The organism is Leptospira gomenensis, assembly GCF_004770155.1.
Taxonomy (GTDB): Bacteria; Spirochaetota; Leptospiria; order Leptospirales; family Leptospiraceae; genus Leptospira; species Leptospira gomenensis.
In genome coordinates, this window is record NZ_RQFA01000061.1 from 131,509 (window position 1) to 153,282 (window position 21,774).

The following is a 21,774-nucleotide window of genomic DNA, read 5'->3' on the forward strand; positions in this document are numbered from 1 at the left end:
AAAAATAACAATATACTAAAGCGCTATCAAAGCGCCAGGGACGGAACCCAACCGAGGATTTCGAACACGATCAGCGTGCCTCCGCTAAAAAAACCGGATAAAAAAAATCGGTAACTCCAACGGAGATATCTATACTTCGTATAATAAATCGTCCTTCCCATCTGATAAATATCCCTGGAAATCGCCCGATACAAAGACGCATCCGTTTCCAAAGTCGATTCCAAATTCGCAAAAAACGTATCCTCGTCGGTCGAAGCGAAGTTGCCGAAAAAAAGAGGATTCTCGCGTTTGACCTTATCCGGACTGGAAAGAGGCATAACCGCAAAAATCGCCAGCGAAGCGGCGACCGCGATAAAAGCCATCAAGATCACGATACCGGTCACGTAGGTCCCTCTTTGAAGAAACCCGAGAGCCAAGGACAAAATAACGAAAGAGGCGGCGATCAGAATATTGGCCTTCTGATCCGCCATAAGACTCAGCTGGACGTGATGCTGATGAACGGTCCGTAAAAGATAATCGACCGAGGAACGGGAGCGTATATTGGAAAAGTATTCAGTCTGCATAGAGTCTTTATCGTGGCCAGATTCGAATCGTGCACGAAAATAGAAAATCAGTTTTAAAGCGAAAACGATCGGATTCGACCTAAAAAGGCAAGAAAAGTCGCCCTGCCGATTTCTTAAGACTACGACAGGGCGGACGAATGAAGAAGTTTAGAATGAAAAATGATACCGCAAAACGTCCGTTAAACCGAAAACAGGTTCGCACTTTCGTTTTCGGAAACACCGATAGGGCCTCGCCCTATCCCCAAAATTGCAAAACTACTACCGGCGTTTCGGTGCTTTCAAGATCGGATTCTTAATACGGAGAAATTCATCCTTCTTTGCGAACTCCACTCCCCGCGAAGTTGTTTGCGAGGAAACGGAAACCCGACCGGAAATTTGAAAACGCATTAAATATCGACTCAAGTCGCTTACCATAGGATAACACGAAGCCGCAAAAAACGAAAACGCCTTGGCTCCCGTAGGAGACCAGGTCGTTCCCCGGACAAGAGGTTTGGTTCCAAAAAAAGGAAAGAAAAGTAAGAGCGCGGACGATACAAGAATCATCCGCTTCGATTTTTAAATTCCGGAAAGATATATTCTGCTGACGGGAACCTGACTTTTTTCTTCGTCTTTCATGTAGGCGACGTGCGAACCGCCGCTGAAATATTCGATGTGCGCCAAATATTCCATATTTATAATATATTGTTTGTGAACCCTTCTGAATTTTCCCATGGACAATTTGGGTTCCAGATCCTTCAGGGTACCGATCACTTCGATCCCGTCGTCAACGGTATGCAGAATCGAATGTTTACCGTTAGACGAAATATAAACTATGTTGGAATACGTCACGAAAACGTTCCTGTCCACGCCCTTAAATTTGGTTCCATAGTTGTGGATCGAAACCCCTTTCATGGAAGAAACCTTTTCGTAGGCCCTGTCCAAAGCCTTGTAAAGCCTCTCCGGAACGATCGGTTTCGTAACGTAATCGATGTTTCCGTAATCGTAAGCCGTTTTCGCGTTTCCTTCGTATCCGGTCACGGATATCGTCAAAGGAGGCTCGTCCAACTCTTTCAGAATATCGAAACCGTTAAAATCGGGAAGTTCGATGTCCAGAAGAAGCAAATCCACCTTGTTTTCGATCAGAAAACGCAACGCATCCGAACCCCGATCAAACGTTCCGACCACGTCGAATTTACCGTGATTTTCGACTTCTTTTTTTATAAAATCACTGATGCTCGAATCGTCCTCGATGATTACCGTTTTATACAACTTATCCATACTTCCAACCCTAGAAACTCAAGGCTTGAGATAAACCTTTCGACCTATATTTGAAAAAAAACATACGCTGTCTATTCGTATTAACGGGAATGCCTTGCGTTTCATTCCCCAAAACAAGCGCTTCATTCCGCTTTATTGAAGAATCCGACGAAAATAAGCGTCCTATAATGCAGCATATTACTTCGAAAATAAATTACATAAACCTTAACCTCGTTTCGCAGTTAAGTCAATTTTTTATTCCCAAAAATGAGGCGTATATTCCCGTGGAACAAGCGCTTCTTCTTTGGGCGTAAAAAGTAGTCAAATAGTACTTTTCATTCATAATTTTTATGAAAGGTTTCACGTCATAAATAAACAGAACTTTCAAATACATTAAGTTTTTATAATGTATTCATTTCGGGGGAAACGCTGGATGAGAAAAGATATTTGCGATAAAAGAAAATTCAGAAGTTCGAACGAAGGATTTCGATCAAAAACGGCGAAGTTGATCCTCATCCTTTTTGCCTCGACTTTTTCACAATTTTGCCTTACTGAAAACCCGAACGGGGAAACCCTTTTTTTTTCACTGCTTCACCCGAGTAAACAGTCGGAAACCGTCGATCAACAGGGCGGTGGTGCTCCCCCTTCCCCTCCTACAACACCCGGTCCCGCTCCGGTTCAAAGTATCGTGATCGATCCGAGTTCCCCGACCGGATACGCGGACGGAAATACGATGCAGTTCAGAGCCTTTCATTATACGGACGGCGTACTTCAGTCGGAGGTTACCGACAGAGTGGATTGGAGTTCGTCCGACGCGGCAATACTTTCTATTTCGAACACGGCGGGAAGCAAAGGACTGGCGACCAGATTGGCGATCGGGTCCGCGAGCGTTGTCGCACAACCTTCGGATCCTACGTTAGTCGCCTTGTTACCCGGCGGCTTCACGAATCCGAATACCACAGCTACGATATCCGCCGTTCCGGATACGACTGCGCCCACCATCGTCACCTTCAATCCGGTCAATGGAAGCTCCGGCTACAGCACCGGAACGTTTACCTTGTATTTCGAGTTCGACGAACCGATGGATACTTCCAGGACGCCTACGGTTACGTTCGAGGATCGGATCGCAAGCGCGACGTTTGTTCCGTTTCCCGCCTTTAACTTCACTCATACTTGGGATTCCGATCGGGAGCTTACGATCAATCTTCGATATTTACCGGACAATTTTTCGTTCCGATGGACTCTCGTAGCGTCCAGTGTGACCGACGTAGCGGGAAACTTTCTCAACGCGAACAAAGTGGCGACCAGCGGGACGCTCGCGGATTTGGGAACGTCCCTGATCTCCGACACGGGACAAACCGGTTGTTGGGATACGACAGGAGCGCCGGTCAGTTGTGTAGGCAAGGGAATGGACGGATCGATTGTCGGAAATTCTCCAAGCGCAACGATGGTCGGTCCGATCACGAGCGGCTCGTATCCTTCCGATCCGATCACAAGACATGGATTGACCGGATTGACATGGGCCTCTTGTGTGCACGGACAGGTTTGGTCTCCCGGTTCCGGAAATTGTCAAGGAGCAGGCGGTGCGGCGCCTTACGGAGCACTCCAAGCCACTTGGTCGCAAGCGATCCAAAGATGTAAAGCGTACGATACCATGAACGGCGGAGCCGGATACGCGGGAAAACAGGGATGGAGAGTTCCTACGATCCGCGAAATGTTGTCTATCTTGGATTATTCCTTCGTGGGCGATTATATGATCCCCGTAGCTTTCTTTCCGGATAACATAAGAACCGGAAGTTTTTACTGGTCCTCCACGACCAGATCCAGAGCGAGCAACAAAGACAATGCGTTTAAGATCAGCATCTTCGCCGGCAAAACGCAAAATCAAACCAAAACGTTGAATACGAATTATTACCACCTTTGTGTAACGAGTCTTTAAGGAGAAGGAACCGATGAAACAAATGAAATACACATACGCGCTTTTAATCGCATCCCTTCTTTTGCTTGTAGTTGCGGAACGTCCTTCTATCGGTCCGTTTAATCCGGGAGTGGGAACCGTATTCGATTCAACGACGGGATTGACATGGACCCAGTGTAGCCTTGGTCAGGATCCGGCAACAGCCTGTTCCGGAACGGCTACCACCGTCAACTGGCAGGCGGCATTGGATTATTGTAATACTCTTACGACGAACGGGCTCGTTTGGAGACTTCCCAATATCAAGGAACTCTATTCGATCGTAAACTTCGGCGCGGAAGCTCCCGCAATCACGGCGTCTTCCTTTCCGAACACACCCGGAGCCGATGATTCCTTTTATTGGACCTCGACCACTCACCCGAACGACGGAGGAGCGGATGGAGGAAGACATATCGCCCTCATCATCGACTTCGATATGGGGGGAAGCGACGGAGAAACGAAAACCAATCTTCATTATGTCCGTTGTGTCTCCGGACCCTGATATAAAAACGAACGAACGGCCGATAAAAACGAATGCGGGAGAAAAATTTCGATCCCGCGACGTTTAAATTCGATTGTTAAGCGGAGCGGCGGAATAAAACTGGAAAGCGGGTCGGAATTTCGAAACTGTTTTCCGTCGATTTCAATCGACGGAAAAAAACCTCGCCCAGAACGAGTCGGGCGCGTTTCGACCGAAATTCGACGCCGTTTTCGCGTATCGTTTCATGTTCCAGAATCCGGTTGCTCGCGGCTTACGAAACCGCATCCTATTTCTCTTCCGCGTAGCGACGTTTACGTATCCTACGTTTGAAACATCCCGAAAACGATATGCTCCCGTTCTTCCCGCAAAATACGCGTTCTTGGTCCTGACGACCTTCGTCTTCCCTCTCGCCGCCGACACGATTTTACTCAAAGACAGAAGCGCCGTGATCGGCAAGGTCATCGAATATAAGAAAAACGGAATCCTCATTTCAACACCGGACGGAATCTCGGAACTTCGATCGGATCAGATATACAACATCGAAATCGGATTCAACGGAATACCTACAAAAATAAAAACGACCGAACATCCCGAGGAAAACGAATGCATCTTTTTAGGAACGGACTCGAAAAAGAGATTCATCTACTACGACGAAAAAAGTTCGGAACTTCGATCCGTCGAATTGCAGAATCTGCTTTCCGCAGAACACGGCTTCCCTCCCGCAAAAAAAAAGTATAAGAACGTTTTCGTCGAATATCCGGTACAAATTTTTCTCAAAGACGGAACGACCAAATCCGGAATTCTTTCGGAAATAGACGCTCAGAAAACTACGTTTTTAGAAAACGGAGCCAGGACAAAAATTCCGAATTCAAAGATCGTTAAAGTCCAATATCAAAACCGAAACGAACCGGAAACGCAACCGGCCGAAACACCGACACGGATCTGGGACCAAACCGACGAACTCCGTCCTCGATCCCCGCGCGCAAAACTTTACGAATATTTCGTCCCCGGAAGTTATCAAATACGAACCGGAAGAAAAAAAATGGGAGTCTCCCTTCTGGCTTCCACCGTCGTCGCCGCACTCGGAGCGGAATACGAATACGAACGCGGAAAAAAAGAACTTCATAAACAGAAAGCGTACAATGAAAAATGTATATTGTTGGGGGGAGATTACGGATTGATTCAGGCCGACTTCAGTTACGAAGCGTACTACCAACACAAAAACAACAATCGTTCTCTTTTGATTCTTACCTCCTTGTTTTACGTCTTTAATTTTTTGGATCTATGGTTTTTAAATTCTTTTTTGGCGAACCGAAACGAATCCGCGTTCAGCGTAATTCCGACGTTTCGTTTTCCGTTGGGAACTACGAATCGAGTTTATCCTAATTCGGAAACTGCGGCTCAGATCCGGTTTCAGTTGCGGTTTTAGATTTAGTAGCGGATGTAGTTTCGCTTAAGGTTGTGATCGTAGTCGCGATTTCCGTTTAAAAAAACGAATCAAAGTTTTCCCGCCGCCTTTCGCGTCGCCTCATCCGCGTTAGCTGCGATCTTAAACAAAGGTTTCAAGCGGGTCATTTCGAAGATACGATCGATCTGCGGCGCGATGGAAAAAAGGATCAGATCGGAATTTATTCTCCTCAACAACGCGTAAGCACCGATGAGAACCGCGATTCCGGAGGAATCCAGATAACGAAGATCCGCGAAATCCAGACATATCTTACGATTCCCTTCTTTCGCGATATCTTCTATCAACGTCTTGAGGTTCTTGGCGGAAAAAATATTCACTTCCCCGATTACCTTGACGATGAAACACTTCGAGCCGTCGTCCGATTGGAAACCGGAAAATTCCTCGATCGAAATCTTCATTTCGTTCGTAGAATAGTCTATTTCGCCGTTTTCAAAAGTCATGTCTTACTCCGAACAATAGTTTAGACGGTTCGTCGCGGAGAATTCCACCGATAGAAACGCACACATCCTAAATCGATCAAACAAGGATCGTGAATCGGAGTAGGATTAGAAAGAAATTTCCTTTCCGGAAACGGGGCTTTTTTTCATTTCCCGTGTCGAATGTGCGTTATGAAAGGAAATTTCCGTTTTAAAACCTTCACCGGGAGAACTCTCGATTTTCAAATCGGATTGGGAACAGATTTCGTTCAGTCTTCTCTTGAGAAAAAAGAACGTTCCCGAAGAGAACGCTCCCGCGATTTTCGCTCCCGGCCCGTCGTCGCGCACTACGATGCAGATTCGATCCGCGGAAGATTTTTGAATCAGGATTTCTATCGTCACCGTGGAATTGGATTTTAACACGGCGTGTTTGATGGAATTTTCCACCAAGGTTTGGATCAGAAACGGAGGGATAAAAACTTCTCCCAATTCCAGATCTTCCCCTTTTTTCAAAAGGATCCGAAACGGACGTTTCGCCTTTTCTTTGATAAGATCGAAGTAAGAAAGAGTGAAATCCAATTCCTCGCTGATGGAAACCCGTTCCCTGTCCACGAAACGAAACGAATAGCGGAGCATATTGGACAAACTATCCAAGTAATCGATCGCGTCGGCTCGTTCCCCTTCCATGTAAATCCGAAGCGTCATCAACGAATTGAAAAGAAAGTGCGGAGTCATTCTCAAATTATAAATCCGAGATCCGAGAAAGGAACGTTCCGAGGCGGAATTTTCCGTTTCTTCGAACGATTCCACTTCTTTATTTTTCCGATTCAACGCGAGATATAAAATGAAAATTAGTAAAAACGAAAAAGGAAGGAAAAAACATAAAATGAGAAAATAAAAAACGGGGGTGGGAGAGGAAGATTCTCGCAGAGAAAAATAAATCCCCGAACCGGAAAGAAGACACAAAGTTCCGTTCCATACGAAGGTTCCTTTTTTATCGAAGAACAAAGAAAATAAAGTTCCTCTTTTTCCCATCTTGTCCATATTCCAAACCGGGTTCGTTACGATCACTGAGAAAAAAAACGCTTTCTCAAAAAGAAAGAAACGTACATTCCCATTTTAGAGTCGTTCATTCCTTTTGTGTGGCAATTCAATCTTCGAAAAATCGAGTAAAATTCCGCGGAAGTTTTTAATACTTGGCTTTTCAAGGACTCGGTATAAATTCACATCAATCGACGTCTAAAAGAATGTCCAATCACGAGTTAGAAATGCAAATCGCCACTTATACGGATAACGACGTCGCACCGGATACTTTCGCTCCCTTTTTAGGGGAAGAATTCGACTCCTTTTCGATCCGTATCGATCCTTGGGAGGATGAGACCTCCAAACGATTTCTTTATTTCCTCGATCTCGAAGGAAACCCGATCGATCGGATTCGTTTTATCGAAAGCGGATCGAGCTGCAGGGCGACCTTACTTTCTCAAAATGGAATCGCCCTCACCGGCGCGCTTTCTTCCGTCTCACATTCCTCCGTTCGCGAAATCGTATTCGAAAGCGATTTTGAAATTCATCCCGATCCCAACGGAGTCGATTTTATCGTTTGGGATTACGAGTACAGAAAAAACAGAAACGTCCTCGATATAGATCGTGAAACTTCCAGGAATTTTTTTCCTAGGGAGTTTCGTTTCGATCGGGAACAGACACAACTCTACGAGGAGACCCTGGACTCGCTTCGTCTTTTTGCGAATCGTTACGAACTTCCGATCGAGCGAATCCAACTTTTACTACGGATCGGTCGGAAGAATTTCGTTCTCTCCGAATCCTTTTCCGGAGACGAATCCGCACCGAAACGAAAACGCGCGGAGATTTTTCCTTTGTCCGCCCACCTTCTGGAAATATTTTTGGGATTACGGAGAGGAACCGCGGATCATTTTTTACTGACGAAAAACGGCGAATCGCTGTTAGCCGGTTCCCATCGAGACAATCAAAAACCTTCCCTATTCTTATCCAACAGAATCTGCATGATCGCAAACGGCGCGGCTTCCTATGCGAGATTCTCGCGTTTGTTTATGGACGGTCCGGAAGCGATCGGATCGGAAATCATATCCGTCAAAAAAATCTACAACGCGTTCGGACTGCAGGAAGTATTTCATACGATTCGAAAGATCAAAAACGAAATTCCCGTAGCAAATATTCCGTTTTTTGAATCTTTTGAAACGGGCCCGATCTCGGAGCGGATCCGTTCTTCCCTACTTTCCAAGGGCAAGTTCGAAAACCCGTATATTCTTTTACTCAAACTCTGGTCCTCCAAGGAGGAATGGGACACGAAAAAAATCGTGAACCTCGTTGGGGCGGTGATCTACAGGGCTTCGTCTTCGAAAAACCTGGTGTTCTCGGAACTCGCCAAGGACACATTCGTTTTCGTTTTCGATTTCGAAAACGATAGGAATCAAATCGATCGGATCAAGGATCGAATCGGAAAAACTCTTTCTAAAAAACATAGGATCGGACGGGACGAAGTTTCGTTTTTGGTTTCTATGGGAATCGCTTCGATCGAATCGGAAAAAAAATCGGATCTCGAAACTTCGATACGACTCGCTTTGGAAATTCTGGAACGAAAACCCATTCGCGGAAAATTCACCTTCGACGCGAACGACGATTTACGACGCAAAAAGAGTTTTGCGGATTTTCTTTCGAATCCACCCAAAACGGAATCCGATCAAAAACTTTTTTTTCAATATCAACCGATCATCGACGTACGCACCGGTGAAATTCCACTTTTGGAATCCCTGGCGCGTTTGGAATCCGAGGGTCGCATCTTTTTTCCGAACGATTTTTTGGGGAAAAATCCGGACTTGGATTCCCTTTTGGAATTAGGAAGACGTTCCTTTCTCGACGCGCTTCGACTCATCTCCGAACTGCAATCCAACGGAAACTTAAGAACCAAGGTTGCGATCAATATTTCTCCGGAACAACTTTCTCGTTTGGAGTTTTCGGAATCGTTGTTGAATATCGCAAAGGAATTTTCCGAAGACTGGAAGCGGATCGTTTCCAGAGTCGTGATCGAAATCACCGAAAATTCGGAAATGATCGACGGCGAAATCTGTAGATATACGATCCAGGTTCTGCAGAATATCGGAATCTCCTTTTCGTTGGACGACTTCGGTACTGGTTATTCGTCCTTCAATCTTCTGAAATCGGTTCCGGTCGAATTCGTCAAAATCGACAAGGCCTTCATCAAAGGGGTTACCGAAAATTCCTTGGATCGACTGATCGTAAATTCGATTTTGGAAATCGCTTCTTTGATGGAACTAAAGGTGATCGCGGAAGGAGTGGAAAACGAAAAACAGTTTCTCTACCTTCTTTCCATCGGCGTGGAGTTGATCCAAGGGTTTCACGTTTTCAAACCCTTGTCCCGGGATTCTCTTCCGGAAATCCTTTTTCCGGAGCGCATCCGATGAATTCGGAAGAATTCAAAAAATATCTGGAACACCGGGCCTTTCGGGAATCCCTTTGTCCTTCCGAGGATTATTCGAACGTTTCCGAAAACGAAGCCCTTATCTCACAACACAAAGCGGAACTGGCGCCTTACGCCGCTTATACGGAATACTCCTCTTTTTATCGTTACGTTTCGGATAAAACCCCGAACCTTTCCTTATATACGATCTACGATATTCCCGATACTTCTATTGTTACGAAGAAAAAATCCAGGTTCGCCGATTTTTTCCGATTCAATAGTAAGGAATTGTTATGGAGTTTCGCGTTTCTGATTTTAGTCGTTTGTTTCTCTTCCTGGTTGAAGGAGCGCAGTTTCATCGGGAACGAAAACCGGGTCTCCGCAACCACCGGAGTCATTCTATCCGCGGACGATTGTATGTTTCGCGAGAGAACCGCTGAATCCTGGAGGATCGCGGATTTATCGAGGAAGTGCAGACTTTTTTATTCCTCCTCTTTCGGAAGAACTGAGTTTTGGGTTTTTCCGAACACGGACCTGACGATCAAGGTCGCGGGAGCGGATCGTTCCGATTTGGAAACGGAAATTTTAAAAGGAAAAGTATACCTCAAAGAAACGTCCACGAAAAAGAACGGAACCAAACTCAAAGTCGGTTCTTGGAACGTACAATTGACCGGAACGCATATCCTTCTTGATTACCGAAATCAAAAGGCATACTTCACTCTGTTGGAAGGTTCCGCGGAATCGGAATACATCGTTCCGGAGACGGGCAAACAAATTCGAGAAACTCTTTCCCGACCCGGTGAAACGATGGAATTCGAATCCAAACTTCCGCAAGTAAGAAAGATTTCACTGACGGAAACCCAGCTGAAACGTCTCGTCCAAAACCTGGAAAAACGGAATACGGAAAATGAGGCTGAAACCGACGCGTCTCGCTATTTCAGAAACGAAACCAAAACCGATCCGTCCGCTAAAGACGCTTGGGTGATTCATCTTAAGGACGGAAGAGTCGTCAAAGGTAGAATCGAAACGGAATATAAGAAAATCATTGTATATACGAAAACCGGTAGAGAAGTTTTCGACGAAGAAGAAGTAGTTTCCGTATCCAAGTAGGAATCCCGTCCCCTCGGGAATCAAACCTTCCGCAAAGGAACCAATCACGCCGCTCCACGGCTTTTTTCTTCTTTAATATGTCGATGAATTGATAGAACTCTAAAATCAATTCACTCGGAGAATCACGTATGGATCTTTGGTATATTCGACTTATAGTCGTTGTCTACGTATGTTTCGCATTATTGGAAGAAGCCGTTAAGGCGAACGAATACCCCAAAACAAAATTCTGGAAGTTGAGAGGAGCGGTATCCACACTTTGTTATCTGACTGTGGCCGTATATGCTCCCTTGTTCTGGGACGAGTGGCTCGCCGAAAATTCCGTTTTGGATCTGACCTCGTTTCCGATTTGGGTTTCGCTTCCCATCGCGTTCCTTTCCTTCGAACTCTGTCAATACGTTTGGCACCGAACGATGCACACGTTTTCGCCGATCTGGAGGGTGTTCCACCAAATGCATCATTCCGCGGAAAGTTTCGACGTACACGGAGCGTTTTACTTCAGTTTAGCGGACATGATCGGCTTCACATTTTTGGCGAGTTTCTCCCTCGTATTTCTTATCGGAGTTCCGGCTAACGTAGCGATTTGGGCGGGCCTACTCCATAGTTTTCTTTCCATTTTCCAACACGCGAACCTAAAAACGCCCCGTTGGCTCGGTTTTTTGATACATAGACCGGAAAACCACGCGCTTCATCACGCAAAAGGAGTTCATTCCTTCAACTACGGGAACACGCCTATTTTCGATTTTTTATTCGGAACCTTCAAAAACCCGGATTCCTTTCCCAAAGAAGTGGGATTTTACGAAGGAGCGTCTTTGAAAGTTTTGGATATGCACCTGGCAAAAGACGTCACTAAACCCTGAAATCGGAACGGATCGGCTCCGAATAGAGACGCGTTCCTATTCAGAATTTATGATTTTATAAATTCTGATGCCGAATTCCCGGAAAATCTTTTTCGAATCTTTTTTTATAACTCGAAATTCGGAATGAACGACGCCTTCCGGGGAATGAAATCCGATTCCAAAATGCAAAAGCTCAAGGTCTGAATGCTTATTAGAATGTGAGTCCGCGCTCGGAAATAAAAACCGAAGGAGAACCCGGACTCACGGAGTATTTGTTATGTTGCAGACTATGAATAAAAATTTTTGGAGGGTGGCGCGGCTTTCCTGGATCGCCTTATTTTTGTTAGTCGCTTCTTGCGAGGATAAAAAACAATCCGATCCTGTGACGTCCACGCTTCCTCTGTTGACGTTCGCGAGTGATGGAAACGGACAACTTCCCCAAGACGGAGAAAACGACGGAAATCCTTCCTTCCCCGGCTCCCCCACGTTTCCAGGAACACCGACTCCTCCGAACGTATCTTCGACTACGCCGAGTCACGCATCGAACAACGTACCCATCAACGCCAAAATCACGGTGAATTTTTCGAAAACCGTGAGCGCCGCTTCCGTAACTACGAACTCGGCCGATACCAACTGTTCTGGAACGATTCAGGTTTCATCGAACGATTTCGCAACCTGCGTAAGAATGAACTCGGCACCGGTTAGTCCGAACGGAGGAAACCATTCCATTTTTCAACTTACACCCGCGGCGCTACTCGCTACGGACACTCCGTATAAGTTGCGTATCGATAAATTGATCACGGACGAGTCCGGTCAGGCTTTGACCGAAACGGTGGTCAGAAATTTCAGAACGTCGAATAGCGCGGATATCGCTTCACCTTTCGTACAAACCACCTTACCTACGCAAGGCGATGCTCTCGTCGGAACGGGAACCTCCGTCGCATTCCAGTTTAACGAACCGATGGATCCGAGTTCTCTGACCGTGAACACGGTAGACGGAGCGTGTACGGGGACGATCCATTTTACCGAAGCCAATAGCGGCGTATGTAAACGGATGATCGCACAACCAGTTTTCTTCAACGGCAACCGAGGATTCTCGATCAAACCTGCGGTCGCGCTTCTTCCAACGAGAGAATATACCGTGAAAATCACGACCGGTGCAAAAGACGCCGCGGGTAATCCGTTAAACGCGAATTATACGCTGCATTTCTTTCCGCAGAACAACGATTCAACTCCGCCGTTGTTGAATCTCATTTTTCCGGATGAAAACAAAGTAAACATCGCGAGAAACCGAGTGATCACTCTTGACTTCACGGAAAAGATAGATCCTAAATCGATCGTTCTGAATTCCACGAACAACAACTGTAGCGGAAGCGTTCAGATTTCATCGGACAACTTCACCTCCTGCATACGTTTTCGGGAAAATTTCCGTTACGACAATCCGAGCTCTGCTGGTCTCAGACATACTCTGTTATTGCAGGACGTATTGGCTCCGCAGACCGTCTACAAGATCCGGATCACCAATGCGCTCAAGGATATGTCCGGTAACTCGTTCGGCGGTTATACGCAGACCAACGGATTTACGACCGGAAACGACGTGGATAACACAGCTCCTTCGGTCCAAACGATCACTCCCGCGGACGGTGCGACGAACGTTTCCACCACGTTAAACGTGGATATACGATTCAACGAAGAGATGAATCCGAACCTTCTAACGGGATTCTCTTCCGGAAATCAATGCACCGCGAACATCCAGGTTTCGAAAGACGACTTTGCGACCTGCGTCAATATCAGCGGAATGACGATCTACTTGTCCAACGATCGGGTTCGACTGAGCGCCAACTCGACGGCGCTTACGAGTAATACGACCTATAAGATTCGTATCATGGCGGCAGTGCGCGACGCCGCGGACAACGGACTTTCCGGAGGGGATTATATCACCGAGTTTACAACGGCTCCGTAAACGTCCGTAAAACAAAAAACCCGGTCCGTCAACGGATCGGGTTTTTTCGGAATATTTTCGCCTAACAACAATTAGTTCTTTTACGCGAATTTGAATCTCAACCACACTTTGGAGAATCGTCCGAAACGGCGGTTCTTTTTTTTTTATCGGAAACTTCCTAAAAGAAAAAGGGCGATCCTGGAAACCAGACCGACCGACTTCTCGGTTTCGTCCGAAAGAACCGTATCGTAGTGAGAAAGATCGACCGCTCTGGTTTTTAAACGGAATTCGAAAGTGAATCCGGGCCACAAGGTCGTGTTCTTTCCGGATTTGGTTCGATACCAACTAACGCATCCACCCGTATTCCAGATCGACTTTTCCAGACGGGCTTGTATCCTCCTGTTGTAAAAATCCTGCACCTCCTTGCGAACATTGATGTATTTCAGACGTTTTTTGCGGAGGGAACGGATACAGGCGATCGCGTAATTCGCCTGAGACTCGATCATCAAAACCATGGAGCTGTGTCCTAATCCAGTGTTCGGACCAACGATCAAAAAGAAGTTCGGAAAACCCGAAACGGTCGTACCTAAATACGCTTCCGGGCCGTTTTTCCATGTTTCGTTCAGGTCGATTCCTCCCAGTCCTTTGACGGTAAACGGAGCGGTCGCGTCGGCCGCCTGAAACCCGGTCGCCAAAATCAAAACGTCCGCGGAATGTTGTTCGCCGTCTTTCGTCACGATTCCCTTCTCGCCAATTTCGGAAATTCCTTCTGTGATTACAATTACATTCGATTTTTGTAATGCTCCATAGTAGTCGTTGGATATCAGAACCCGTTTGCATCCTATCGTAAAATTCGGCGTTACCTTGTTTCGAAGCGCCGGATCCTTAACTTGTCTATTTAGATAAGACATCGCGAATATTTCCAATACCTTCATAAGACCGGGATGGATCGTGAATGCGATAACTCTGAATTCCAACATCCAATAGATCGTTAGGCGAAACAGCCATTGCACGGGCGGAAATATTCGGAACAAACCGCGTTCGAATCGAGAAATCGCACGGTCCGGTTTGGAGATCACCCAAGGGGCGGTTCTCTGGAAAACAATCAGGCGCTTCACCGCGGATTGAATCGCCGGTACGATCTGGATCGAGCTCGCTCCGGTTCCGATGACGGCGACGGTTTTATCTTTCAGATCGTACGTATGATCCCAACGAGCGGAGTGAAACAGTTTCCCTTTGAATTTTTTTAACCCGGGAATATCGGGAATCGAAGGCCGACTCAAACCGCCCGAACCGTTGATCACGGTTTTCGTCTTAAACGAAAGTCCGTTCCCCGTCTTTACGGTCCACAAACCGGAGCGTTCGTCGAAAACCGCGGATTCCGCGGAAGCGTTAAACCGAATGTGCGGACGAAGAGCGTACTTGTCCGTACAATGATTGAGGTATTCCAAAATTTCCGATTGAAGACCGTACATCCTCGACCAGTTCGGATTCCTTTCGAACGAAAAAGAGTAGAGATGCGATTGAACGTCGCAAGCGGCGCCGGGATAATGATTGTCCCTCCAAGTTCCGCCCACGTCGCCCGCTTGTTCGAGTATTACGAAAGAATGGATTCCTTCTTTTTTTAAACGGACACCCATACAAAGTCCGGCGAAACCGGTTCCTACGATCACCGCGTCCAAAGTTGAATCGTCGATCGATTCACCGAATTGGTTTCTCCCTTTCGATTTCAGAGCCATATCCCGTTCTCTCCCGCAAATTCGAATTTCGAAAAAGCCCAAGGATAAACCTTTCGCTTTTCGAATTCGATTATACTCCGATCGGAAACCGAGAGCGACCAGACTTATGATTTTTGACTGATCGATTTTGAAATCGGAGGACGTTTTTACCGATCTAATTCGGGACGAAATCTAAGAAAAAGAATTCGTAGAATTCCAGGATTCTACCGAATCGAATTTTGTGTCGCGATTCGATACGATCCGAAGGATCCTCGACGAATAATCGTTTCGATACGGAAGACGAAACTCCGTCCGGAAGAATTCTAAAACGCTGCTTGCCTAACGCGGACCACGATCTTTGATCGAAAGAGCGAAAATCCGCGAAAGACGGCGCAGAAAGCCGACTAATGCGCGTTAGTCTTTCAAAAGGGAATTAAGAATCGATCTCGTCGCAGAGCCGGTAAGAGCGAAATCCTTACCCGTTTCCTGAAGCAAATGCTTCGATTTTTCCGGATCTAGTTTCGGAAAGATTTCCTTCATCTTAGTACCCAGCTCCTTTTCCAAATCGTAGTTCGGGTTCATCGTATATTCCGCGGGAAACGTAGAAACGATGGATCGATTGATTTCGAACGCATGCGAAGACGCGTTTTCTCCCACGAAAGAAACCAAATCACGAAAGGAAACGTTCACAGGAAACGAATCGAACTCGCTCGTCAAAAAACCGATCAGGGATCGGTTAGCGTCTCCGGGTTGAACATAGGATTGTATCAAACCGAAGGAAACGAAATCCTCGTATAAGAAATGTCTGTTTGCCACCAACTGCGTAGCGCGGGCCTTCTTTTCCTTTTTAGTTTCTTTTGAGGAAAAAACGTAATCGATGTAATAGAATATCCCTGCATCGGGCACGGCTTTCGAATGATACGGTTGTCCGATGTCCTGAACGTAGTGAGCCGCCCAGGAAGCAAAACGCGCACTCCAGTACGGATGACCCGTTTTTTTCGCCAAATCGGAAAGACGGGAACAAAGTTCGATTCGATCCAGGATCATTCCGCCTTCGACGACTTCCGGAGCAAACAAACGTAGAATCCAACTTTCATTCTGGAATTGCATATGAAACGGAGCCTTACTTCCTTCGCCTTCCGGTTTTCCATACGCCTGTTTTCCGTAACCGTATTCCTCGAAACCCCAGAGGCTATGATCCATACCCCAATCTGGTTCATCGACAAACGTGCGTAAGACGGAACGGATCCTCACTTTTTTTCCTTTAGAAGAGCGAAACTTCGCAGGCAATTCGGTAGTGTCTAAAAGATACGGAGAAACATCCTTTGCGGAAACGTTGCCGGAACGCAAATCCTGTCCCGGAAGAATACGCTCTACTTCGGAAAAGTTCGTCTTAGGATTGAGTCTTGCCGCGCGTAAAAATTCCAAAACGGAAGCCTGTTCCGGACGAAATTCGATTTTACGAAACCGTTTCGAATTACGTCCTTCCTCCCACTTTGCGAAGTCGTCGAATAGGATTTTTAAACCGTGTTTCTCCCGAACTACGAAAGATTCCAAAGATTCGGACATAACCTCGGCCGAAACGTAATTCATACTCGGGTGTTCGAGAGAACGATCCATGACGAGATAATGGGTTCCCCAAGAGAAAACCGCGTCTGGCAAAAGAAACAAACCCGCCGAAAGTAAAAACGTCGCTTTAAACACGCTCCTGCGCGTTTTACCGTCTTTCGCAGACTTGTAAAAAAGAAGTTTCTTAAACTGAAAAAGGAAAAATTGCGTTGGTCCCATAGTGTTTCGAATGATCTCCATTTTTTTCCTCCAAGAATCGTTAATAAGAAAACGAACGCAACGAAAGAACGGAATTTTAAACCCCCATTTCACTTCCAAAAAAAAACGTTTTCGAAGTTTCGTTAGGAAAAAACGAGGCGCTGAGACCTGACTTATAAAACGGCTTTTCCATTCTTCAAAATCAGTTTTCGGATTTCGAGTTCCAAACGAATCCCGACGAAAAACAAAACTAAAACCGTCCGATAACGGAAACTTACGAAGCCTAAACATTCTATTTTTCTAATATAATCCGCTTAAATCCATACCACGACGAAAATCCTATCTACAAAGGACCAAAAACGGAATGAAATACATAAATCGGGGAATGAAATAAGGACCCCTCTTGAAAATGTCGATTCCGACAAGGGTTGACTTAAACAAACGATCACGATTCGAACGGAGATAATTCGAGAAAAATGATACGTTTTAATTTAGGAGATACCATAATGACAGTACGAAAAAAAATAAGATATGTTCTTGCGTTGGCCCTTGTATCAATCGCATTCAATTTTACGAATTGTGCGGAAGACAAAAAAGACGACATTCTTCCCCTTGCTTTAGTGTTCGCTCTAACGGGAACTAGCGGTCCGGCGGACCTTCCGCAGCCTGCGGACGGAACCATGATTTACAATCTGGGAGAAAACACTCAGATATTGATCAATCAAAACGTCTGCCAGGAAGATTTCATCTCCATTAGCGCGGGCCCTTTCGTGAACCCGAATTTAGACATTCATAATCTTTCTTTCGCGGATACCAATCCGAATCCTGTACTGATGGCAATGGGAGGCGCGAACAATGCCTCCTTAGTGATCGACGAAGTGGCAGGACAGTACGCTCCTGGTACTGATAACGTTCCGGGTTCCTGCCAAGCGTCCGTAAAAGAAAATTCTGCGACCGTGTTCGACTTACAAGTGTTAAACTGTCCCGTGACGAGAACGAATGCAGCCGCTCCGATTACCGATACTACTCTTTCCTTCCGCCTCCGTTGTACGAAGTGATTTGAGTTCTTCCTAGGGTAATCGGACACGATCGAGATACCAATAGGACCTAAAATCCGATCCCGTTTTGAAATCGATTTCAAAGCGGGATTTTTTTTAAACGAATCGAAAAACGCCGCTTCCTCAATTTCGGGCGAATCAAAAATCAAACACCGCGACGTGCGACGACAGCCGAAAGATTCGGCAAGAAAACCCGCACGAGTTCCGTGAAAACAAAAGTAAATCGAAATAAAAACGGGATTATTTAAAATTATTAAAAAATATAATAAATTATAATTTTATAATTTATTAAACTATTTAACAAAAAAATTAGATAGGAACAAAATGCACTTAAAGCGGAACAAAATGGCAATCAGAGGAAATGAAAATTCGATCGATTATGGGAACTATACTCCGAACAAGGGTTGGTAAAAACAAAAGGAAGTAGTTCCGCGGAATAAAAACCCGCGACAAACGATTCCCTACGATATAGGAGTTACCATGAAAACATCGGATAAAAGAATAAGATACGTTTTAGCGGCGGGTTTTCTTGCCATCGTGTTTAACGTTATCAATTGTTCTGAAAACAAAAAGGAGGATCTACTACCGCTTGCCCTTGTGTTCGCATTGACGGGAAGCAACACCTTGGCGGACCTTCCTCAACCGGTTGACGGAACCGCTACGGTTCGTTTGGGGGAAGATAACTTAGTATTCACGAAACAATTCGAATGCGAATCCGGGAATATCAACAATCCAGATCCCAATAACGGTCTGATCGGTGGATTCATAACGGTCGGAACTCCCGATCCGAACGATCCTAACGGATTTCCGATCGTACCGATGTTGATGATTCATAACATCGACTTTTCGATCGACACACAAACGTTAGGCGACAATGGAGTGGCGGTCAACGTGGACATGGCGCAAGGATCGTACGGAATCGGGACTAACTTCACGCCTGGAAATTGTGTCGGCACCGTGAAGGAAAACTCGGCGACCGTTTTCGATTTGCAAGCCATCGATTGTCCTGCGACGAGACAAACCCCGCAGAGCACGCTTCCCGATACGACTTTTTCCTTTAGAGTACGGTGTACTAAATAAGAGTGTTTGTTGATCCGTAAAAGACAAAAAATGTAATCCGGCCAAGCCGGATTACAACCCCGTTTCGACTTTTTCCGAAACGGGGTTTCGTTTTAATACGAACGAACCCGGGGACTCACACTTCGCGATTTTCCGAAAAAGAGAATTCGAATTAACGAGTAGTCCTTTGCAAAAGCCAAACACCGATCGCAACCGCTCCGATTTCCGTGCCCATACTTACGTAGATGTAAACGTTTCCGGGACCGTCGAGAAACAGAGTGCACAACCTTCCGAACAAAAGCCCTCCCGCAGTCGTAACCGATAGAAAAATCGCGAACCTTCTCCATTCCTCCCTGAGAAAACCGAAAAACAAAACGATCTCGATCCCCAGACATAATCCTCCGTACATCGCGCGGAAATCGGCGAGCGCCGCTGAACCTTCGACTGTAATGCCGATCAACGAAGCGAGTCGGAGCGGAAAAATCATAAACGCGATTCCGAAGCCCAAATATACGACGACGTTCAACAGAATGTAAACTTTTGAAAGGAAAGGTCGGATTCCCTCCTGTTCCGCAGACAGATCCTTGGCGATACGATTCGTGTTCATTTTTACCTTCCTTGTAGTCAAACGACTGAAGATAGTATGCCGGTTCGAATCGATTCTGTCGCCCGGAGTTATAACGGCTTACATATTTTTTGAAAGCGACAAAGCCAAATCGGAAAAAAGATCAATACGAGTCCGATTCGTACATACGATCAAAAGTCAGTTACGGGAAAACGAAGGAGAGGATGCGCGGGCTCTTCTGCGAAATTCAACCGGAGTGGTGCCGGCGAATTTTAAAAACGCTTCGTTAAACGAAGAACGATTGTTGAAACCTACTTCCATCGCGACTTCCAAGACGTTTTTTTCCGTACGTTCCAGAAGAAACTTTGCTTCTTCCACACGATGTCGATTTAACCAAGAAAAGAAACTTGAATTCAGCTTTTGATTGATCAACTCCGAAAGTTGATGGCTACTCAGGGAAAGTTTTTCGGCGACGAGACCGAGCGTGACGTTCTCCTCTTGAAAGAGTTTGTCCACCTTCATCATTCGCTCCAGCTCCGCGAGAATCGAATCCACGGGTAAACCCGCCAACCTGGAACGTGCGTACCGGGTTCGAACCAATTCGGTATAAATCGTTTCCTCCAAATCTCCGTATTTTTTCAGCACGTAATAGACGAGGGATAGAGCGAGCGATACCGTTACACCGGAAATTCGAAGAGCCGTCTCTCCGTAGATTGGAGAGGCTCCCGCGAATCCGGAAGCGATTATAAAATCCAAAGCACTGATCCAAATTAGGATCCGAAGTTTCGTATCCTGGACTCCGGCCAAAATTCCGAATATCAAAACTCCGAATCCGAACGAATATAGGATTCCCGCTAAAAATGCAATTAATTGAATATTCGAAAAAACATATCCGCTCTGCAGGCCGCCTTTCCACGGAAAATCCCCCGAGAACAATTCCGCCGAAGGCGAAAAAATCAATACCAAAGAAGACAAAAAAGGAATCAGCAACAGAATCCTTTTTCCGAAACGAAAATCTTCCTCCACGAGAGAACACAAAGCGAAGTAGGAAATAGGACCGATTAGAAATAACACCGGCAATGTTAGGCGCGCGTACGTGGAGCTTTCGAGTCCTGTTTTTTGTAGACCCAGAATATTCAAAAGTTGTAAAATTCCGATCAGGACCAGCGTAATGCCGAAAAAAATCCGAAAGCGAGTCGTTCGAGCCGAAACGGATTCCGTTATCGCCAGCAGAACGGCCAAAAAACCGCCGAATCCGGCGAACGTATCCGCAAGCCACTCGGCGAGGTTCATCGTTTTACTTACGGGTCGAACCCGAGGATAGGATAAATTGAACGATTCCCGATTCGAATTCGGGTCCGAAATCCTTATACACGAATGCCGGCGGAGATACGATCTGCTTTTTAAAATCGCAACCCATTCTTCCGCATTCCTCCGGATAGGAGGAAGCCCAAAGAGCGCCTAACACGGAATAGGCATTGTCGTATGTTTGTGTCGTGAGTAGATTCAAATTCTTATCGTAGATACGAATCGTCGTTTCCGCTTCCAAAGAAGCGTAACTAGGAATCAAACCGAAAGTTAAAACAGAAAAAACACTCGAAAAAAGCTGAACGAATCCGCTTATCGCTCCGGAATTCTTCTGAAAGGCCGGAGAATGAACGCCGACGACGTAGTAGTCGGCGCCCAGATCCTTCAGTTTGAAAATCCTTTCCGACCCTTTTTTCTCCACCGCGGTCACGTACGTTAATTCCAAAACGCCGCTTTCCTTTACGTCGTTGAGAAAATCCTGTGCGAACTTCTTCACCTTTTCCGAAGATACGTCTTTTCTAAAACCGAAGGCCTTCAGATCCGACGCGTAAAATCCGTTTTGAAATTTCGGAATCGTACGCTCCGGATAAACCAGATTCGCGGTATAAACTCTTCCTTCTCCGTTCGAAACGGTCGTTTCCGCTTGGTAAGAGCGAAAGCCCATATAGACGATACGAAGTTTTAAGAGATCGGGGATGGACGCAAAACCCGAAGAAGGTTTTTGCAGATAATAGTGATAATTGCATGCGTTTAAGATCGAAGCAAGAATCGAAACAAACAATACCGTGGAATTATATTTCATAGGTTTACCGAGGACATTTTACGGGGAATACCTT

Annotated in this window: 18 protein-coding genes; 9 read left to right on the plus strand and 9 right to left on the minus strand. The window is 45.9% G+C overall.

Annotated features, from left to right (window positions below; translation table 11 throughout):
• Window positions 1–26: 26 nt before the first annotated feature.
• Complete coding sequence (locus tag EHQ17_RS13410) at window positions 27–563, minus strand: Pycsar system effector family protein (RefSeq protein ID WP_246057547.1); 537 nt, start codon at window positions 561–563, stop codon at window positions 27–29.
• A 555-nt stretch (window positions 564–1,118) separates the two neighbouring features.
• A complete protein-coding gene (locus EHQ17_RS13415; protein WP_135592155.1) occupies window positions 1,119–1,820 on the minus strand; it encodes a LytR/AlgR family response regulator transcription factor in 702 nt (233 codons plus the stop codon).
• A 412-nt stretch (window positions 1,821–2,232) separates the two neighbouring features.
• Between EHQ17_RS13415 and EHQ17_RS13420 the strand changes: the two genes are divergently transcribed.
• The 3 genes from EHQ17_RS13420 (at window position 2,233) to EHQ17_RS13430 (ending at window position 5,663) form a co-directional block, all read left to right on the plus strand.
• Window positions 2,233–3,738 carry an Lcl domain-containing protein gene (locus EHQ17_RS13420; protein WP_167881091.1) on the plus strand — a complete coding sequence of 502 codons (1,506 nt, stop codon included), beginning with the start codon at window positions 2,233–2,235 and terminating at the stop codon, window positions 3,736–3,738.
• A gap of 13 nt (window positions 3,739–3,751) precedes the next feature.
• Complete coding sequence (locus EHQ17_RS13425; protein ID WP_135592159.1) at window positions 3,752–4,255, plus strand: Lcl C-terminal domain-containing protein; 504 nt, start codon at window positions 3,752–3,754, stop codon at window positions 4,253–4,255.
• Window positions 4,256–4,478: 223 nt separating this feature from the next.
• Entirely contained in the window at window positions 4,479–5,663 is a 1,185-nt protein-coding gene (locus EHQ17_RS13430) for an LB_137 family protein (RefSeq protein ID WP_135592161.1), read from the plus strand.
• Between the two features lie 68 nt (window positions 5,664–5,731).
• On the opposite strand, the gene EHQ17_RS13435 is transcribed toward EHQ17_RS13430, so the two are convergent.
• Window positions 5,732–6,142: an STAS domain-containing protein gene (locus EHQ17_RS13435; RefSeq protein ID WP_135592163.1), complete on the minus strand. Its 411-nt coding sequence runs from the start codon at window positions 6,140–6,142 to the stop codon at window positions 5,732–5,734.
• 105 nt (window positions 6,143–6,247) lie between these two features.
• Window positions 6,248–7,189 carry a sensor histidine kinase gene (locus tag EHQ17_RS13440; RefSeq protein WP_135592165.1) on the minus strand — a complete coding sequence of 314 codons (942 nt, stop codon included), beginning with the start codon at window positions 7,187–7,189 and terminating at the stop codon, window positions 6,248–6,250.
• Window positions 7,190–7,386: 197 nt separating this feature from the next.
• Between EHQ17_RS13440 and EHQ17_RS13445 the strand changes: the two genes are divergently transcribed.
• The 4 genes from EHQ17_RS13445 to EHQ17_RS13460 all read left to right on the plus strand — a co-directional run bounded on the left by EHQ17_RS13445 (window position 7,387) and on the right by EHQ17_RS13460 (window position 13,484).
• Window positions 7,387–9,579, plus strand: a complete 2,193-nt coding sequence (locus EHQ17_RS13445; RefSeq protein ID WP_167881092.1) for an EAL domain-containing protein — start codon at window positions 7,387–7,389, stop codon at window positions 9,577–9,579.
• Window positions 9,576–10,685, plus strand: a complete 1,110-nt coding sequence (locus EHQ17_RS13450; RefSeq protein WP_135592169.1) for a FecR domain-containing protein — start codon at window positions 9,576–9,578, stop codon at window positions 10,683–10,685. The genes EHQ17_RS13445 and EHQ17_RS13450 overlap by 4 nt, the downstream gene beginning before the upstream one ends.
• 128 nt (window positions 10,686–10,813) lie before the next feature.
• Window positions 10,814–11,542, plus strand: a complete 729-nt coding sequence (locus EHQ17_RS13455) for a sterol desaturase family protein (RefSeq protein WP_135592171.1) — start codon at window positions 10,814–10,816, stop codon at window positions 11,540–11,542.
• A 256-nt stretch (window positions 11,543–11,798) separates the two neighbouring features.
• On the plus strand, window positions 11,799–13,484 hold the full coding sequence (locus EHQ17_RS13460) for an Ig-like domain-containing domain (protein WP_135592173.1): 1,686 nt from the start codon (window positions 11,799–11,801) through the stop codon (window positions 13,482–13,484).
• Between the two features lie 143 nt (window positions 13,485–13,627).
• Here EHQ17_RS13460 and EHQ17_RS13465 read toward each other — a convergent pair whose 3' ends face one another.
• Complete coding sequence (locus EHQ17_RS13465) at window positions 13,628–15,202, minus strand: flavin-containing monooxygenase (protein ID WP_135592175.1); 1,575 nt, start codon at window positions 15,200–15,202, stop codon at window positions 13,628–13,630.
• Window positions 15,203–15,595: 393 nt separating this feature from the next.
• Window positions 15,596–16,801, minus strand: coding sequence for a phospholipase C/P1 nuclease family protein (locus EHQ17_RS13470; protein ID WP_246057549.1), 1,206 nt, complete (start codon window positions 16,799–16,801; stop codon window positions 15,596–15,598).
• Window positions 16,802–17,454: 653 nt separating this feature from the next.
• Between EHQ17_RS13470 and EHQ17_RS13475 the strand changes: the two genes are divergently transcribed.
• A complete protein-coding gene (locus EHQ17_RS13475) occupies window positions 17,455–18,006 on the plus strand; it encodes a hypothetical protein (RefSeq protein ID WP_135592177.1) in 552 nt (183 codons plus the stop codon).
• A gap of 480 nt (window positions 18,007–18,486) precedes the next feature.
• The gene (locus tag EHQ17_RS13480) at window positions 18,487–19,086 is read left to right on the plus strand and encodes a hypothetical protein (protein WP_135592179.1); all 600 of its coding nucleotides are present in this window, start codon (window positions 18,487–18,489) and stop codon (window positions 19,084–19,086) included.
• Window positions 19,087–19,237: 151 nt separating this feature from the next.
• Here EHQ17_RS13480 and EHQ17_RS13485 read toward each other — a convergent pair whose 3' ends face one another.
• The 3 genes from EHQ17_RS13485 to EHQ17_RS13495 all read right to left on the minus strand — a co-directional run bounded on the left by EHQ17_RS13485 (window position 19,238) and on the right by EHQ17_RS13495 (window position 21,740).
• Entirely contained in the window at window positions 19,238–19,672 is a 435-nt protein-coding gene (locus tag EHQ17_RS13485) for a DUF4345 domain-containing protein (protein ID WP_135592181.1), read from the minus strand.
• 156 nt (window positions 19,673–19,828) lie between these two features.
• Entirely contained in the window at window positions 19,829–20,923 is a 1,095-nt protein-coding gene (locus EHQ17_RS13490; RefSeq protein ID WP_135592183.1) for a helix-turn-helix domain-containing protein, read from the minus strand.
• A gap of 4 nt (window positions 20,924–20,927) precedes the next feature.
• A complete protein-coding gene (locus tag EHQ17_RS13495; protein WP_135592185.1) occupies window positions 20,928–21,740 on the minus strand; it encodes an Lp29 family lipoprotein in 813 nt (270 codons plus the stop codon).
• Window positions 21,741–21,774: the final 34 nt, after the last annotated feature.

Excerpts from the sequence above, each read along its gene's own strand:
- EHQ17_RS13470 (WP_246057549.1), bottom strand. The coding sequence starts at position 16,801 with ATGGATCGTTCTCTCGAACACCCGAGTATGAATTACGTTTCGGCCGAG.
- EHQ17_RS13455 (WP_135592171.1), top strand. The coding sequence starts at position 10,814 with ATGGATCTTTGGTATATTCGACTTATAGTCGTTGTCTACGTATGTTTC.
- EHQ17_RS13410 (WP_246057547.1), bottom strand. The coding sequence starts at position 563 with ATGCAGACTGAATACTTTTCCAATATACGCTCCCGTTCCTCGGTCGAT.
- EHQ17_RS13425 (WP_135592159.1), top strand. The coding sequence starts at position 3,752 with ATGAAACAAATGAAATACACATACGCGCTTTTAATCGCATCCCTTCTT.
- EHQ17_RS13480 (WP_135592179.1), top strand. The coding sequence starts at position 18,487 with ATGAAAACATCGGATAAAAGAATAAGATACGTTTTAGCGGCGGGTTTT.
- EHQ17_RS13435 (WP_135592163.1), bottom strand. The coding sequence starts at position 6,142 with ATGACTTTTGAAAACGGCGAAATAGACTATTCTACGAACGAAATGAAG.
- EHQ17_RS13460 (WP_135592173.1), top strand. The coding sequence starts at position 11,799 with ATGTTGCAGACTATGAATAAAAATTTTTGGAGGGTGGCGCGGCTTTCC.
- EHQ17_RS13450 (WP_135592169.1), top strand. The coding sequence starts at position 9,576 with ATGAATTCGGAAGAATTCAAAAAATATCTGGAACACCGGGCCTTTCGG.
- EHQ17_RS13465 (WP_135592175.1), bottom strand. The coding sequence starts at position 15,202 with ATGGCTCTGAAATCGAAAGGGAGAAACCAATTCGGTGAATCGATCGAC.
- EHQ17_RS13495 (WP_135592185.1), bottom strand. The coding sequence starts at position 21,740 with ATGAAATATAATTCCACGGTATTGTTTGTTTCGATTCTTGCTTCGATC.
- EHQ17_RS13445 (WP_167881092.1), top strand. The coding sequence starts at position 7,387 with ATGCAAATCGCCACTTATACGGATAACGACGTCGCACCGGATACTTTC.
- EHQ17_RS13485 (WP_135592181.1), bottom strand. The coding sequence starts at position 19,672 with ATGAACACGAATCGTATCGCCAAGGATCTGTCTGCGGAACAGGAGGGA.
- EHQ17_RS13415 (WP_135592155.1), bottom strand. The coding sequence starts at position 1,820 with ATGGATAAGTTGTATAAAACGGTAATCATCGAGGACGATTCGAGCATC.
- EHQ17_RS13430 (WP_135592161.1), top strand. The coding sequence starts at position 4,479 with ATGTTCCAGAATCCGGTTGCTCGCGGCTTACGAAACCGCATCCTATTT.
- EHQ17_RS13420 (WP_167881091.1), top strand. The coding sequence starts at position 2,233 with ATGAGAAAAGATATTTGCGATAAAAGAAAATTCAGAAGTTCGAACGAA.
- EHQ17_RS13490 (WP_135592183.1), bottom strand. The coding sequence starts at position 20,923 with ATGAACCTCGCCGAGTGGCTTGCGGATACGTTCGCCGGATTCGGCGGT.
- EHQ17_RS13475 (WP_135592177.1), top strand. The coding sequence starts at position 17,455 with ATGACAGTACGAAAAAAAATAAGATATGTTCTTGCGTTGGCCCTTGTA.